Consider the following 14717-nt stretch of genomic DNA (forward strand, 5'->3'; position numbering starts at 1 on the left):
AAGCTCAAAGCTGCAAGCCACAAGGAAAAGCGCCCAGCCTGCACATCAGCCCTTGCTTGTAGCTTACGGCTTCCAGCTTGCAGCTCACTATGCCAAACTCCGTCTCTTTAAGGCTCGCCAACCAGGACTTATGTTCTCCTCACCCAGCCTCATCCCCAACCTGATCGCCGCCGGCCTTTATATAGCTGCGACCCTCTACCAGGGTTCGCACCTGGCCCAGGGCCGCAAGTCCGACAAACGGCTGCTGGGCTTGCTCGGTGCCCTTGCGGTGATCGCCCAGAGCGGCGCCCTGTTCTTCCAGCTGATCACCCCGCTGGGCCTGAGCCTCGACTTCTTCAGCGCCGCCAGCCTGATCGCCGTGGCGGTCATCACCCTGACCCTGCTGGCGTGCCTGCGCATCCCGGTGGAAAACCTGCTGGTGCTGCTGTTCCCGCTGGGTGCGGTCACGGCGCTATTGGCCCAGTTCGCGCCACCGGGCACCGTGCCGCTGATCAACGAAGAGCCCGGCATCCTCGCGCATATCCTGCTGTCGATCCTGGCCTACGGCCTGTTCACCATTGCCGTATTCCAGTCGCTGCTGCTGTTGCTGCAGGACCGCCAGTTGAAAAACAAGCACCCGTCCGGGCTGATCCGCAACTTCCCGCCGCTGCAAACCATGGAAAGCCTGCTGTTCGGCTTCCTCTGGGCCGGCTGGTGTCTGCTCTCGCTGTCGCTGATTTCCGGCTGGCTGTTCCTCGACAACCTGTTCGCCCAGCACCTGGTGCACAAGACCTTGCTGGCCTGCGTCGCCTGGGTGGTGTTCAGTGTTCTGCTGTGGGGCCGCACCCGCCTGGGTTGGCGTGGCCACAAAGCGATCCGCTGGACGCTGGCCGGTTTCTGCCTGCTGATGCTGGCCTATTTCGGCAGCAAGCTGGTCCGCGAATTCATCTTGCATATCTGACGGCCGCCCATGGACACCCTGCCGTACGCCCCGCTATTCGGCACCCTGGCACTGGCGCTGCTGTGGTCGGCGCTGTTCAGCGCCGTGGATGCCGCACGCCTGCAACTCAATGGCTCGCTGCGCAATGGCGACGACGGGCAAGCCCCCCTGCCCGCTCAGGCGCTGGTGCTGTGCGCCAGCCTGGGCAAGCTGCTGGTACTGGGCCTGGCCTGCCTGATCGGCCAGCGCTACAGCGGCGAACACGGTTTCTGGCTGGCCGGCCTGGGCGCCACCCTGGCCCTGCTGGTGTTTGCCGAGTTCCTGCCGCGGCGCCTGGCGCGGCGTAACCCACAGGCGTTCGTCAGCCTGGGTGCCAGCCTGCTGAAGGTGCCTTTGGCTATCCTCCAGCCACTGGCCTGCCTGCTCGATGGTTGCGCCAAGCTGATCCTGCGCCCGTTCCGTGCGCAGCCTACGGCGGTGGCCCTGCACCCACAGCAAGATGACGACTTCGACGAAGACGAAGCGCACGAGCCAGTGCGCCACGGGCTGCTCGATGGTTTGCAGTCGCTGGACAAAGTCACCGTCAACGACATCCTGGTGCCGCGCAACGAAGTCGATGGTATCAATCTGGACGAGCCGATCGAACGCATCATCGAGCAGTTGATCGTCAGCCGGCACACCCGGCTGCCGGTCTATCACAACGATATCAACCAGGTTGAAGCGATCCTCAATACCAAGCTGATCAGCCACCTGCTGCCCAGGGCAGAGCTGACCCTGGAGAAGCTGCACGGCGCCTGCTACGAACCCTACTTCGTCCCGGAAAGCACACCCCTGCAGATGCAGTTGCTGAACTTTCACAAGCAGCAACGCCGCCTGGGCGTCGTGGTGGACGAATACGGCGAAGTGCTGGGCATCGTCACCCTGGAAGACATCCTCGAAGAAATCGTTGGCGAATTCGAAGACGAACAGGGGCTGGACAACCCGCATGTACACCCCCAGGCCGACGGCACCTTCGTCATCGAAGGCACCGCCTCGCTGCGCGAGATCAACCGCACCCTGGGCTGGCACCTGCCTTGCGATGGCGGGCCGAAAACCCTCAACGGGTTGGTCACCGAAGCGCTGGAAAGCATCCCGGAAAGTGCGGTTTGCCTGAAGATCGGCCGATATCGCCTGGAAATCCTCGAAACAGAGGACAATTGCGCCAGCAAGGTACTGGTGTGGACCGTGACCCGCTAGCTATACTCGGGTCACGCTTACCCAGCCCCGCCGTCCCGCCTGCTACCCGCACCCGGCGGCCCACGGCCAGTCCGCTCCTCTGACACGCCCTGCGGCCCTGTTTCAATACCCCGAACAGTACCCGCTCCCGCCCCTACCCCCCCTGGGCTATCGTCAGTCGAGCGAGCAAAAGAACAATACGCTTCGGCGTCCGTGCAACGGTGCCTGCCCATTGAGGCAGCACGCACCCTCGCGGATCAAGCCCGTGGCGCACGACCAGACTGTTAGGGACCTACTTAATGACCACCAGCAGCACCTATGCCCAAGCGCCTGCCGCGCCGGTCAACTCGCCCGCGCGGGTGGCCACCGCCAGCTTCATTGGCACTGCCATCGAGTTCTACGACTTCTACGTTTACGCCACTGCCGCCGCGCTGGTGATCGGCCCGGTGTTCTTCCCCTCCGGGTCGGGCACCGCGCAGATGCTCGCGGCCTTTCTTACCTTCGGCATCGCCTTCCTCGCACGCCCGCTGGGCTCGGCATTGTTCGGCCACTTTGGCGACCGTATCGGCCGCAAATCAACCCTGGTGGCGTCGCTGCTGTTGATGGGCGTCTCCACCACCGCCATCGGCGTGCTGCCCGGCTATGACAGCATTGGCGTGTGGGCGCCGATCCTGCTTTGCCTGCTGCGCTTCGGCCAAGGCCTGGGCCTGGGTGGCGAATGGGGCGGCGCGGCGCTGCTGGCGACCGAAAACGCACCACCGGGCAAGCGTGCCTGGTTCGGCATGTTCCCGCAGCTGGGCCCTTCAATCGGCTTTTTGGCTGCCAACGGCTTGTTCCTGACTCTGGCCCTGGTGCTCAGTGACGAGCAATTCCGTGAATGGGGCTGGCGCATTCCGTTCCTGCTCAGCGCCGCCCTGGTACTGGTGGGCCTGTATGTGCGCCTCAAGCTCGAAGAGAGCCCGGTGTTCGCCAAAGCCATTGCCCAGCATGAGCGCGTGAAGATGCCGGTGGTCGACTTGTTCGCCAAGCACTGGGTGCCAACCCTGCTGGGTGCTGCGGCGATGGTGGTGTGCTACGCGCTGTTCTACATCTCGACGGTGTTCTCGCTCAGCTATGGCGTGACCACCCTGGGCTACAGCCGCGAGACGTTCCTTGGCCTGCTGTGCTTTGCGGTAGTCTTCATGGCCCTGGCCACGCCGCTGTCGGCCTGGCTCAGCGACCGCTACGGGCGCAAGCCGGTATTGGTCGTCGGTGGCCTGCTGGCGGTGGCTTCGGGCTTTACCATGGAACCGCTGCTGACCTCGGGCTCGACCACAGGTGTGGCGCTGTTCCTGGCCATCGAGCTGTTCCTGATGGGGGTGACCTTCGCGCCAATGGGGGCACTGCTGCCCGAGCTGTTCCCGACCCACGTGCGTTACACCGGCGCGTCGGCGGCGTATAACCTGGGTGGCATCGTGGGGGCTTCGGCGGCGCCGTTCTTTGCCCAGAAACTAGTGAGCATGGGCGGCTTGAGCTGGGTGGGCGGGTATGTTTCGGTGGCGGCGGTGATCAGTCTGATTGCTGTGCTGTGCCTTAAAGAGACCCGGCATACCGAACTGTGAAGACGCTGGGGGCGCTTTGCGCCCCCAGCCATGTCAGATCAGAACTCGACCTTGACCGCCTGCGAAGCACGGGTCGCCTTGGCCCGCGCCGCTTCGATCGATTCGTCACGCGCCAGGCACACGCCCATGCGGCGCTGGCCGTTGATTTCCGGCTTGCCGAACAGGCGAATGGCCGTATCCGGCTCGCTCAGCGCAGCACCAAGGTCGGCGAAGCTGGTCTGCTGCGATTGCCCCTGCGGCAGAATCACCGCCGACGCCGACGGCCCGAACTGGCGCACCACCGGGATCGGCAGGCCGAGAATGGCGCGGGCGTGCAAGGCGAACTGCGACAGGTCCTGGGAGATCAAGGTCACCAGGCCAGTGTCGTGCGGGCGCGGCGACACTTCGCTGAACCACACCTGGTCACCTTTGACGAACAGCTCCACGCCGAACAGGCCACGCCCGCCCAGTGCATCGGTGACCGCCTTGGCCACCCGCTGCGACTCGGCAAGGGCCTTCGGGCTCATGGCTTGGGGCTGCCACGATTCCTGATAGTCACCTTTCTCCTGACGATGGCCGACAGGCTCAAGGAAGGTGGTGCCGCCGACATGACGCACGGTCAGCAGGGTAATTTCGTAATCGAAGTCGATGAAGCCCTCGATGATCACCCGGCCCTTGCCGGCACGCCCGCCTTCCTGGGCGTAGTCCCAGGACTGCTGCAGGTCGGCATCGCTGCGCAGCAGGCTCTGGCCCTTGCCCGATGAGCTCATCACCGGTTTGACCACGCACGGGTAGCCGACATCGGCCACGGCCTTGGCGTAGTCTTCGTAGGTATCGGCAAAGTGGTACGGCGAGGTCGGCAGGTCCAGCTCTTCGGCAGCCAGGCGCCGGATGCCTTCGCGGTTCATGGTCAGCTGGGTGGCACGGGCGGTGGGCACCACGGTGAAACCTTCGCTCTCCAGTTCGACCAGGGTCGCGGTGGCGATGGCTTCGATCTCGGGGACGATGTAGTGCGGTTTCTCGGCCTCGATCACCGCGCGCAGGGCGACGCCATCGAGCATGTTGACCACATGGCTGCGGTGCGCCACCTGCATGGCCGGCGCGTTGGCGTAGCGGTCCACGGCGATCACTTCGACGCCCAGGCGCTGCAGCTCGATCACCACTTCCTTGCCCAGCTCACCGCAGCCGCAGAGCAGTACACGGGTCGCGGTGGGCGACAATGGGGTTCCGATACGGGTCATTTCAGGTCCTCGAAGGCGTCCGGGGCTGCGCCAGGCTAAGCGCCGCCCGCTGAAAAAGGACCCGTATTCTACACCATCAACCGACCGCGGCAGCCCGCCGGGCGCGAAATGCCATGGCCAGCCACACGGCGGTGACACCGGCGAACTTCGAGGCCATGGCCGTGCCGATCACGGCAGGGGTCAGCGCGCCGATCATGCCGAAGAAAATGAAGGTATCGACCGGAATGCTCAACGCCGAGCTCAGCCACAGGCGGTCACGCAGGGGCCGACGGGTGATGCTGAACACCAGCCAGTCGATCAGCTCGGAAACGAAAAACGCCGTGGCGCTGGCCAGGGCGATGGCAGGCTCCGAGGTGATGTAGGACAGCACCAGGGCCACCAGCATGGCGACCAGGGCGCCATGCCCGAAGCGGGTCTGCACCATGTCGCGCAGGATGAACACCAGGCCACCCCAGGCGGACCAGATGATGTCCAGGTGCGGGGCGCTGGAGAAGGCGTAGTTGATCAGCACTACGCTGCTGATATAGGCGATGAGATAGAACATGGCGGGTAATCTGTGGGCAAGCCGTACAGATTACCGCTGGCTGCTTCGCGGGTAAACCTGCGAGGCAGCCAGCGCCGAATCATTGCCCCATGATCAACCCAGCGGCCACCGCCCGCTCATGGCACAGCTTCAGTACGGCGCGACGCTCGGTGTTGTCCATCCGCCCCCAGCGGCCGATTTCGGCCACCGTACGCTGGCAGCCGGTGCAGATATCCTGCTCGTCCAGCGCGCAGATGCTGACGCAAGGCGAAGCGACCGGGCGCTCGACGGCAATGACCTCACTCATCGTCAGCTACCAGCTCGCGCGCATAGCGTTGGGCATTGTGCACATAGTGCGCGGCACCGGCCTCGATCATGCGCATCTGCTGCTCGCTCAGTTCACGCACCACCTTGCCCGGCGAGCCCATCACCAGCGAACCGTCAGGGATCTCCTTGCCCTCGGGGATGAGCGCATTGGCGCCGATGATGCAGTGCTTGCCGATGCGGGCTCCGTTGAGGATCACCGCATTGATGCCGACCAAGCTGTAATCGCCGACCGTGCAGCCATGCAGCATGGCGTTATGGCCAACCGTCACGCCCTTGCCCAGGGTCAGCGGCGAACCCATGTCGGTATGCATCACGGTGCCGTCCTGGACATTGCTGTCCTCGCCGATGTCGATCAGCTCGTTGTCACCGCGCAATACAGCGCCAAACCACACGCTGGCACGGGCCTGCAGGCGCACATTGCCGATCACGGTGGCGTTGGGCGCGATCCAGCTGGTGGGGTGGCTGTCGACCCGCAGGTCGCCCAGGCGATATTTCATGCTCGCTCCTCAGGATAAACGGCGGCGGTTTGTAGCAGACGGCGGGGTGGGCCCCGCTCAGATCTCGATGTAACGCTCCGGGGGTTGATGCAGGCTGATGCCGGCGTCATACAGCAGGTTGACCAGCTCGACGATCATGATCGCCGACAACCCCCAGATTTTGTATTCACCGTAGCGGTAACTGGGCACATACCAACTGCGGCCCTGGTAATCGATACGGTGGGTATGGTCACGCGGGTCCTGGCGGAAGAATTCCAGCGGTACGGTGAATACTGCCGCGATCTCGGCATCGTTGGCGCGATACTCGACGAAATCGGGAATAAGCCCGACGAATGGCGTCACTTTCAGGCCGTGCAGCGAGATCAGCGGGCTGAGCGGACCAATCACTTCCACCAGCCCAGGGGGCAGGCCGATTTCTTCTTCGGCTTCGCGCAGGGCGGTAAACACCAGGTCCGGGTCTTCAGGGTCGCGCCGGCCACCCGGGAAGGCGACTTCGCCACCGTGGGTCGACAAGCCCTTGGCGCGCAGGGTCAAGACCAGTTCGGGCGCTTCGCTGCGGGTAATGGGCAAGAGTACCGCCGCTTCGGGAAACCGTCGGTCGGTTTCCAGTGATGCGGGTTCATGGTTGCTCATTCGGCGAAGTAGCTCGTCCAGCATTGCGCACTCTCGTATCCAAGGCCTGTCTTGCATGATGCACCAAAGCCGAGAAGCACCCAAGCCCTGTGCGCTTGCGGCCGCCCGGCTGCCACGCCAAGATAGCCCTGTCATAAGGGAAGATAAGCATGAAATTCTGCAGCGCGTGCGGCCAGCCGGTCATTCAGCGGATACCCGAGGGCGATAGCCGCCTGCGGTATGTCTGCGAGTATTGCCAGACCATTCACTACCAGAACCCCAACATCGTGGCGGGGGTCCTGCCCACTTGGGGTAGCCAGGTGCTGCTGTGCCGGCGCGCCATCGAGCCACGCCGTGGCTACTGGACCTTACCGGCCGGGTTCATGGAGAACGGCGAGACCCTCGACCAGGCCGCCCGTCGTGAAACCGTCGAGGAAGCCTGCGCCCAGGTCGGGCCCATGAACCTGTACCAGTTGTTCGACCTGCCGCACATCAACCAGGTGCATGTGTTTTTCCGCGCCGAACTGGCCGACCTACGCTTCGATGTGGGTATCGAGAGCCTGGAAGTGCGGCTGTTCGAGGAGCATGAGATACCGTGGGACGCGCTGGCTTTCCGCACCGTCACACGCACACTAGAATGCTACTATCGCGACCGCATCGGGCAGCACTACCCCATAGGCCATGAGTACCTGCCACCGATGAATGTCACGTCTACCACCTAACGTCATCAGGGATACCGTTTCATGCGCTGGTTGCTCGCCCTTTTCTGCCTTTGCGTTACCTCGGTGTCCCAGGCGGCCTTCACCGAGACCATCGTGCGCAAGCCCCTGCCGGCAGCGCAAACATCGTCGCCCTCGCAGCAGGCCATGCAACCGCTGATCGACAAGGTGCTGGTGATCAAGTCCGAGCGCCGCCTGCAACTGATCAGCCGCGGCGAACCGCTCAAGACCTACCGCATTTCCCTGGGCAAGCAGCCCAAGGGCGCGAAGGAACGCGAAGGTGACCGCAAGACCCCCGAGGGCCTCTATTGGCTGGACTGGCGCAAGCAGAGCGACCGCTTCAACCTGGCCATGCACATCTCCTACCCCAACATCAAAGATGCCGCACGCGCCACCCGCGAAGGCGTGAGTGCCGGCAGCATGATCATGATCCACGGCACACCGGTCAATGATGACTACCCCGAGTGGTACTTCCACACACTGGACTGGACCGAAGGTTGCATCGCCATGCGCAACCACGACATGCAGGAAGTCTGGGAGCTGGTCAAGGACGGTACATTGATCGAGATTCGTCCCTGACACGTCCTGCATGCCGACTCATCCTGTAGGAGCTTTCGCACCCTAAACGAGAACCCGCCTGACAGCCGCTTAGGCAGGGTACTGCATCCAAGCCAATCACTTAATTCTTAGCATCCACGCAGACGAATACGACATCCGTACGTCCTCTGCGGGGTGCTTGAATGCCGTACCGAATTCTCATCATTGCCTGCAGGCTGCTGGTCTGCTGCCTGACCGGGGTGATGACCTGCGCCCAGGCATTGGCCGACGACCTGGCCAGCCAACAGTTGCGCGATCAGCAGCAAACGCTGCGGCAACTGGAACAGCAACAACGCCTTGAGCGCTGGCAACGGGAGCCTGCTGCGCAAGGTAATCAGCGCAGCCAGAGTGCACAGACTGCCGACAGCCACTGCTGGGCGGTGAGCGGCGTGCGCCTGGCCGGCCATCGACACGTGTCGGGGACAGCACTGGAGGCGACCGTGGTGCCGCTGATGCAACCTTGCATGGGCATCGCCGATATCAACCGCGTGCTCAAGGCCATTACCCAGCGCTATGTCCAAGCCGGCTACCCGACCAGCCGCCCCTACTTGCGCCAGCCCCCCGAAGATGACGCCCCGCTGGATATCGTCATCAGCGAAGGTTTTGTCGAGTCGATCGAGCTGGGCGCCGACCTGCCCCTTTCCTTGCGCGGTGCTTTTCCTGGCGTACTGGGGCAGCCGCTGTACCTCCCGGACCTGGAGCAAGGGCTCGACCAGCTGAACCGCCTGCGTGCCTACGACTTGAGTGCCGACTTGCTCCCCGGCGAACTGCAAGGTGGCACCCGCGTGCGCGTTCAGCCCCACAAAGTCGCCTCGCGCTGGCATCTGGACGGCCGCCTGGACAACCGCGGCAGTGAACTGACCGGCCGCCATCGCCTGAACCTCGGGGTCGGCCTGGACAGCCCGCTGGGCCTAAACGACGACCTGCGCCTGTGGCTGGCCAGCACCGTCTTCGATGCGCCGGGCACCAGCACGGGCATCACGGTGTACTACAGTATCCCCTACGGTCCGTGGACATTCGCCTTCAACGCCAGCCAACTGCGTTACAACGCCCCCATCCCGCACGGGCAACAGACCAGCAGTGGCCGCAGCCGCTTCCAGGGCGTGAGCGCCGAGCGTGTGCTGTGGCGCAATCAGCAGGGCATGCTCAGCGCCAGTGCCCGGGTGGACCGCAAGCAGATGGTCAACCGCACCGGCGGCGTTGTCGTCGACTTGCAGAGCCCTACCCTCACCAGCGTCGAGGCCGGCCTGCAGTGGCTCTGGCTCGAGAATGGGCTGTGGAACGGGTATGTGGGGGTCGCCCACGGCCTTGAGGGGCTGTCCAAGGACAACCCGGCCATGCGCAGCAACGGGCTGCGCAGCGATTTCGTCAAATACCGCGCCACCCTCCTGCACCTTCGCCAAGGCGCAGCGCCTCAGCCCTGGCGCTGGCAAAGCGAACTCGGGCTGCAGTACAGCCCCGACCCACTGCCCGCCGTCGAACAACTGCTGGCCACCGACGACTCGGCGGTACGCGGCTTCCGCCTGCACACCTACGCCGGCGCCACTGGCGCGGCCTGGCGCAACACCTTGAGCCGCCCGCTGAGCCCCGCCTGGGCGGCACCGTTGCAAGTGCGCCCCTACGTCGGCCTCGACCTTGGCTGGACCCAGCTCGCCAGCGACAGCCCCGTCCTGCGCCTGGCCGGTGCTGCGGCCGGCATCGAAGTGAGCCTGCCCGACAGTCGCCTGCGCCTCGATTATCAACGCGCCCTGTACACCAGCGACCGGCCCCGCACGCTTCTGGAGCCGGGCTTCTGGGTACTGGAGTGGCACCTGAACATCTGATTCACCCACAACAAAGAGAACGAGAACATGCAAACACTCTCGCAGCTGACGTCTACCCACCCCAATACCTTGCGTTGGGCCATTTTTCTCGCCCTGCTCGGCTCCAGCACCGCGCAAGCCTCGGGCGGCCTGGAAGCTGCCAGCGGCCCTGCAGGCACCCCACTCATCAACAACGGCCATGGCGTCCCGGTCATCGACATCGTTGCACCCAACGCTAGCGGCCTGTCGCACAACCAGTTCCTCGATTACAACGTCGGCAACCCCGGCGTAGTGCTGAACAACGCCACGCAGGCGGGCCAGTCGCAACTGGCCGGCGCCCTTGCGGCCAACCCGCAGTTCCAGGGCCAGGCCGCCTCGACCATCCTCAATGAGGTGATCAGCCGCAACGCTTCGCTGATCGAGGGGCCGCAGGAAATCTTCGGCCGCCCGGCCGACTACATCCTGGCCAACCCCAATGGCATCACCCTCAACGGCGGCAGCTTCATCAACACCACCCGCGCAGGCTTCGTGGTCGGCACCCCGGAATTCGAGGACCAGCAACTCAAATACCTCGACACCCTCAACGCCAGTGGCTCCCTGCAGGTACTCGACGACGGCCAGAGCAACAGCACCGGTGCCCTTGACCTGATCGCGCCGCGAATAGACAGCAAAGGCTTGCTCATGGCTGCCAATGAATTGAACGTCACGGTTGGCCGCAACCGCATCGATCACACCAGCGGGCAGGTGGTCGAACACCTGCCCGGCGAACAGGGCAGTGTCGATGCCACGCTGTTCGGTGCCATGCGTGCCGGGCGTATCCGTGTGCTGAGCACCGCTGAAGGCGCTGGGGTGCGCATGGGGCCGGCAAAGGTGCATGCCGGCGACGGTATCGACATCCATTCGGCCGGCGACCTGCACGTCAGCGGCAAGGCGGACAACCCCAGCGAACTGCACAGCGAACGGGGCGCATTGAATCTCAGCGCCGCGCATGACCTGACCCTGCGGGCTGTCGAAGGGCAGGCGCAACAGGTGGTGGTCAAGGCCGGCCAGAAACTCACCCTGGATGCCGACAGCCTGGCAAACACCGAACACGACCGCGAAAACTGGAAGAAGAAGTTTCTCTTCGTCACCCGCGAAACCTACAACCGCGAGCGCACCACCACCCAAAACCAGCAGCACGGCACGCAGTTGCACGGCCAAGACAGCGTAACGCTGCAATCGGGCGCTGACATGCGCCTGGTAGCCGCCGACGTGAAGGCGGGCGGCGAATTGAACGTCGACAGTGCCGGCAAACTGGACATCGTGGCAGGCATCGACAGCCAGCACATCAAAGAACAGGTACGTCACCGCAAAGACTTGTGGCGCGGTGACCGCGACACCGAGCAAACCCGGGAAACAGCCCAGGGCAGCACGTTGAATGCCGAGCGCATGGCCCTCACTGCGGCCGATACCCTCACGGTTCAAGGCAGCACGCTGCACAGCAACAGCGACATGCAGATCAAGGCGCGGCAAGTCGAGATCGGCACCACTGCATTGCAGAACAGCGGCACACAGCGCAACTACCGCGGCGACCTGGTCTCCGGGACTTTCTTCGGTGATCGCAAGGGTAATGACACGCAAGGGCAGACGGTGGTTGGCAGCAGTGTGACGGCAGACGGCAAGCTGAACATGACGGCTGACCAGGTCACCATCAAAGGTAGCAAGGTGCACGGCAAGGAAGATTCGGTGCTGTACAGCGAAAAGGGCCTGCTGGCGATCGAGGCCGACCACGGCAGCAGCACGTCGACTGACCATCAGAGCAACAGCAAACTGTTCGGCCTGATCGGCAGCGATCGCAAGGACACCACACGCAAGGACCAGGTACTGCTCAGCGACGTTTCGTCCAGCAGCAACCTGCGCCTGGCCAGCGCCGAGGAACTGCGCATCCACGGGGCAAAAATCGAAGCCGGCAAGCACCTGCAGGTGCAGGCCAAGGGCGACCTGACGATCGACAGCGCGCAGTCGCGCAGCGAAACACAAACCGATCAACAGCAACGCGGCTTCAGTGCCGGCGCCCGGCAGACCCAGGAGGCACAGGACGGCAAACCGCAATCACGCCAGTACGAAGCCAGCGTGGGCTACCAGGTCGCCAACACGACGGGCAAGGTCCAGGAAACAATGCAGGTCGCCAGCGAACTGAAAGGCGCTTCGGTCGATCTGCAAAGCGATGCCCACCTGCAGGTCAATGGCTCCAAGGTCGTGGCAAGCGCGGGCGACCTCACTGTGGCCGCCAAACAGGTCAGCCTTGGCGCAACCCGCAATGAACGCGAGTCCGTCAGCAACGACAGCCAGAGTGGAGGCAGCTTGAACGTGACAGGGGGTATCGATCGACTGGGCAGCGCTTTCGCAGGCCATCACAACACCCAAAGCCAGCTCGAACGCGACAGCACCGTCCAACGCAGCGAGTTGCAGGCCAGTCGGGACGTGAAGCTGGACGCCGAGCGTTTGCTTACCGAAGCCGCGCGCGTCGAAGCCGGCCAGCAACTGAACGTAACCGCCAAGCACATCGAGAACCGTGCCGTGCAAAATACCCTAGCGCGTGAAAGCGTCACCAATAACGGGGCAGGCAGCCTGGGCGCCAGCGTCGAATACCGTGACCTGACCCGCCCCATCGAACGGCTGGTGCTGGGCGAAGAGGCGGCGCGCTTCCAGCAGGGCTCGCCTGAAGACGCGATGGTGGCGCCAAGCGCCGGTGCCGACATGACCATAGACCACCTCAAGCGCCTGGAAAACCAACGCCGCGGCTTTGCCCAGGTGAGTGAGCTGTCGGGGGCTGCAGTCGAGGTCAAGGCCGATATCATCGATGACCAGGGCACCGCGTGGAAGGCCAACGCCGGCAAGCTCTTGATCGATGCCACGCAGCACCACCTGAGCGCCGCCGAAAACACCCAGGCCGATACCGTGCAGCGCCTGGCCTATGGCGGCGATGCCCGCGTAGACACCAGCACCGGTAACGATCTCAATGTACGCATTGCCGGTAAAGGCGGCTCGCTGGATAAACACGACCTGGCCAGTACCGCCGTGCCCGGCAGCCTCTATGGCCAACAGGGTATCCAGGTGCAGTTGGGCAGCGATGGCAAGTACGAGGGCACGCGCATCGACGGTGGCGACGGCGATGTGGTGATGCGTAGCGGCGGCACGCTGTCGTTACCGCAGGCCACTGACCGTAACAGCCAGGCCTCAAAGCAGCTTGACGGTAATGCCTGGGCCAAGGTCGGCAACCGCCCCGGCAGCACCGGCGTCGACACCCGTGGCTACCTGGATCACAACCAGCAGAACAGCGCGCAGACCAAGGCGCAGGTGGCGCAGATCGATGCCAAGGGCGCTGTGCATCTGAGCAGTGAGGCAGACCTTGTATTGGAAGGCACGCGTATCGGCAGCCGTGAAGCCAAGGTCGGCGATACCTTGCTGGAAAGTGGTGGCCGTTTGCAGGTCACTGCGGCCAGCAATACCCAGCAGGCCAAGGGCGGCAGCCTGGGTGGCGGCCTGGAACTGGCAGTCAAGACTGGCGCGACCAAGGGTGGCGCTGTCGGCGGTCACTTCAAGCATGGCAAGCAGAACGAAGACGCCAGCCAGGCCGTCAATGCCAGCTTCGAAAGCGCGGGCAAGCTCACCCTCAGCAGCCGTGCCCGGGAGGACATTGCCTTGCACCTTGAGGGCCTGCAAGCCTCGGCCGAACAAATCGAGCTCAACGCCGCAGGCGGCGGCATGCTGATCGAAGCTTCGAGCGACCGCGAGCAACGCGACAACCTCGACATCACGGCCGGGGCCGGCTTCAACATGGCCAAGGGCGCTACCGATACCCTCGGCCTGCATGGCCGCGCCCAGGTAGCGCTGGACAAGCGTGACAACCACACGTGGAACGCCAGCCAACTGCGCGCCGAAAAAATCCAGTGGCAAAGCCGTGGCGACACGCGCATCGAAGGTGCCAGCCTGGAAGCCGGGCGCATTACCGGTGATGTTGGCGGCGACCTGCGTGTTGCCAGCCGCAAGGACCGCGTCGACAGCTTGAGCGTGAAAGGCGACCTGCGCCTGAGCCAGGAGAAGAACCCGCAGGGCTACACCAACGCCGCCAACGCGCTGGCTGGGCCGCTGAGTGACAAAATCGGCAAAAAAGCCGGCGCTGCCTTGAGCAAAGCCGATCCTGGTTTTTCCCCGACTTTGCGCCTGGAGGTCTCACACCAACAGCGCGACACCGTGACCAGGCAGGCCACGCTCAAGGGCAGTGAAGGGCTTGACCTCAAGGTCGGTGGCGATGCCCGCCTGGTGGGCGCCAGGCTGCAATCGGGCAAAGGCGCTGTCGAGCTGAACGCCAATGCCGTTACCCGTGAAACCCTGAATGGCAGCGACTACCGCCGCGATGTGTCGATCGATGCGTCCAACTCGCCGGTGGACCTGGGCACTGCGGTGGCCGAATTCACCAAGGGCAAGGGCGCTGCAGACGGGGAGAATGCGCTTGACCTGGGCCTATTGCGCACCAGCGGGCACAACCGCAGCGAGCAGTGGGTATCGAGCGTGCAAGGCAAGGCGCAGTAACCGTTGCCCGTCGACGCTTTCATGAACCCACCCATGACGTGGTGACTTGGCCGCTCCCACAGATCAACCTTACAAATCAATAAGTTAGCGATCTATCAATGGCCGCAACC

The 14717-nt window shown here is 63.9% G+C and carries 12 protein-coding genes; 7 read left to right on the forward strand and 5 right to left on the reverse strand.

The annotated features are described in order from the left end of the window. Positions 1-130 precede the first annotated feature (130 nt). The 3 genes from PC358_RS15550 (at position 131) to PC358_RS15560 (ending at position 3735) form a co-directional block, all read left to right on the forward strand. Positions 131-940 carry a cytochrome C assembly family protein gene (locus tag PC358_RS15550; RefSeq protein WP_033700961.1) on the forward strand — a complete coding sequence of 270 codons (810 nt, stop codon included), beginning with the start codon at positions 131-133 and terminating at the stop codon, positions 938-940. Positions 941-949: 9 nt separating this feature from the next. Continuing rightward, the gene (locus PC358_RS15555) at positions 950-2155 is read left to right on the forward strand and encodes a transporter associated domain-containing protein (RefSeq protein ID WP_033700963.1); all 1206 of its coding nucleotides are present in this window, start codon (positions 950-952) and stop codon (positions 2153-2155) included. A gap of 278 nt (positions 2156-2433) precedes the next feature. After that, positions 2434-3735: an MFS transporter gene (locus PC358_RS15560; RefSeq protein ID WP_033700964.1), complete on the forward strand. Its 1302-nt coding sequence runs from the start codon at positions 2434-2436 to the stop codon at positions 3733-3735. A gap of 38 nt (positions 3736-3773) precedes the next feature. Here the strand turns inward: PC358_RS15560 and purT are convergent, their stop codons facing one another. The 5 genes from purT to PC358_RS15585 all read right to left on the reverse strand — a co-directional run bounded on the left by purT (position 3774) and on the right by PC358_RS15585 (position 6959). Then, entirely contained in the window at positions 3774-4955 is a 1182-nt protein-coding gene (gene purT / locus PC358_RS15565) for a formate-dependent phosphoribosylglycinamide formyltransferase (protein ID WP_033700965.1), read from the reverse strand. Between the two features lie 76 nt (positions 4956-5031). Further along, positions 5032-5499 carry a 7-cyano-7-deazaguanine/7-aminomethyl-7-deazaguanine transporter gene (locus tag PC358_RS15570; RefSeq protein WP_033700966.1) on the reverse strand — a complete coding sequence of 156 codons (468 nt, stop codon included), beginning with the start codon at positions 5497-5499 and terminating at the stop codon, positions 5032-5034. A 79-nt stretch (positions 5500-5578) separates the two neighbouring features. Next, a complete protein-coding gene (locus PC358_RS15575; protein WP_033700967.1) occupies positions 5579-5785 on the reverse strand; it encodes a DUF1289 domain-containing protein in 207 nt (68 codons plus the stop codon). Then, positions 5778-6302: a gamma carbonic anhydrase family protein gene (locus tag PC358_RS15580; protein ID WP_033700968.1), complete on the reverse strand. Its 525-nt coding sequence runs from the start codon at positions 6300-6302 to the stop codon at positions 5778-5780. Before PC358_RS15580 ends, PC358_RS15575 begins: the two co-directional genes overlap by 8 nt. A 57-nt stretch (positions 6303-6359) precedes the next feature. After that, positions 6360-6959, reverse strand: coding sequence for a CoA pyrophosphatase (locus PC358_RS15585; protein WP_033700969.1), 600 nt, complete (start codon positions 6957-6959; stop codon positions 6360-6362). Positions 6960-7084: 125 nt separating this feature from the next. Between PC358_RS15585 and PC358_RS15590 the strand changes: the two genes are divergently transcribed. The 4 genes from PC358_RS15590 (at position 7085) to PC358_RS15605 (ending at position 14607) form a co-directional block, all read left to right on the forward strand. Further along, positions 7085-7636: an NUDIX hydrolase gene (locus tag PC358_RS15590; RefSeq protein ID WP_033700970.1), complete on the forward strand. Its 552-nt coding sequence runs from the start codon at positions 7085-7087 to the stop codon at positions 7634-7636. Between the two features lie 21 nt (positions 7637-7657). After that, complete coding sequence (locus PC358_RS15595; RefSeq protein ID WP_033700971.1) at positions 7658-8212, forward strand: L,D-transpeptidase family protein; 555 nt, start codon at positions 7658-7660, stop codon at positions 8210-8212. Positions 8213-8373: 161 nt separating this feature from the next. Continuing rightward, positions 8374-10053, forward strand: coding sequence for a ShlB/FhaC/HecB family hemolysin secretion/activation protein (locus PC358_RS15600; RefSeq protein WP_033700972.1), 1680 nt, complete (start codon positions 8374-8376; stop codon positions 10051-10053). 27 nt (positions 10054-10080) lie between these two features. Beyond that, positions 10081-14607 (forward strand): hemagglutinin repeat-containing protein, encoded by a 4527-nt coding sequence (locus PC358_RS15605; protein WP_033700973.1) that lies wholly within the window; start codon positions 10081-10083, stop codon positions 14605-14607. The last annotated feature ends 110 nt before the right edge of the window (positions 14608-14717 follow it).

The sequence above is a fragment of the Pseudomonas capeferrum genome, assembly GCF_000731675.1.
Classification (GTDB): Bacteria; Pseudomonadota; Gammaproteobacteria; order Pseudomonadales; family Pseudomonadaceae; genus Aquipseudomonas; species Aquipseudomonas capeferrum.

Bases quoted from the DNA above. Each gene is read 5' to 3' on its own strand.
- PC358_RS15585 (WP_033700969.1), bottom strand. From the start codon at position 6,959: ATGCTGGACGAGCTACTTCGCCGAATGAGCAACCATGAACCCGCATCA.
- PC358_RS15550 (WP_033700961.1), top strand. From the start codon at position 131: ATGTTCTCCTCACCCAGCCTCATCCCCAACCTGATCGCCGCCGGCCTT.
- PC358_RS15595 (WP_033700971.1), top strand. From the start codon at position 7,658: ATGCGCTGGTTGCTCGCCCTTTTCTGCCTTTGCGTTACCTCGGTGTCC.
- PC358_RS15580 (WP_033700968.1), bottom strand. From the start codon at position 6,302: ATGAAATATCGCCTGGGCGACCTGCGGGTCGACAGCCACCCCACCAGC.
- PC358_RS15560 (WP_033700964.1), top strand. From the start codon at position 2,434: ATGACCACCAGCAGCACCTATGCCCAAGCGCCTGCCGCGCCGGTCAAC.
- PC358_RS15555 (WP_033700963.1), top strand. From the start codon at position 950: ATGGACACCCTGCCGTACGCCCCGCTATTCGGCACCCTGGCACTGGCG.
- PC358_RS15570 (WP_033700966.1), bottom strand. From the start codon at position 5,499: ATGTTCTATCTCATCGCCTATATCAGCAGCGTAGTGCTGATCAACTAC.
- PC358_RS15600 (WP_033700972.1), top strand. From the start codon at position 8,374: ATGCCGTACCGAATTCTCATCATTGCCTGCAGGCTGCTGGTCTGCTGC.
- PC358_RS15590 (WP_033700970.1), top strand. From the start codon at position 7,085: ATGAAATTCTGCAGCGCGTGCGGCCAGCCGGTCATTCAGCGGATACCC.
- PC358_RS15605 (WP_033700973.1), top strand. From the start codon at position 10,081: ATGCAAACACTCTCGCAGCTGACGTCTACCCACCCCAATACCTTGCGT.
- purT (WP_033700965.1), bottom strand. From the start codon at position 4,955: ATGACCCGTATCGGAACCCCATTGTCGCCCACCGCGACCCGTGTACTG.
- PC358_RS15575 (WP_033700967.1), bottom strand. From the start codon at position 5,785: ATGAGTGAGGTCATTGCCGTCGAGCGCCCGGTCGCTTCGCCTTGCGTC.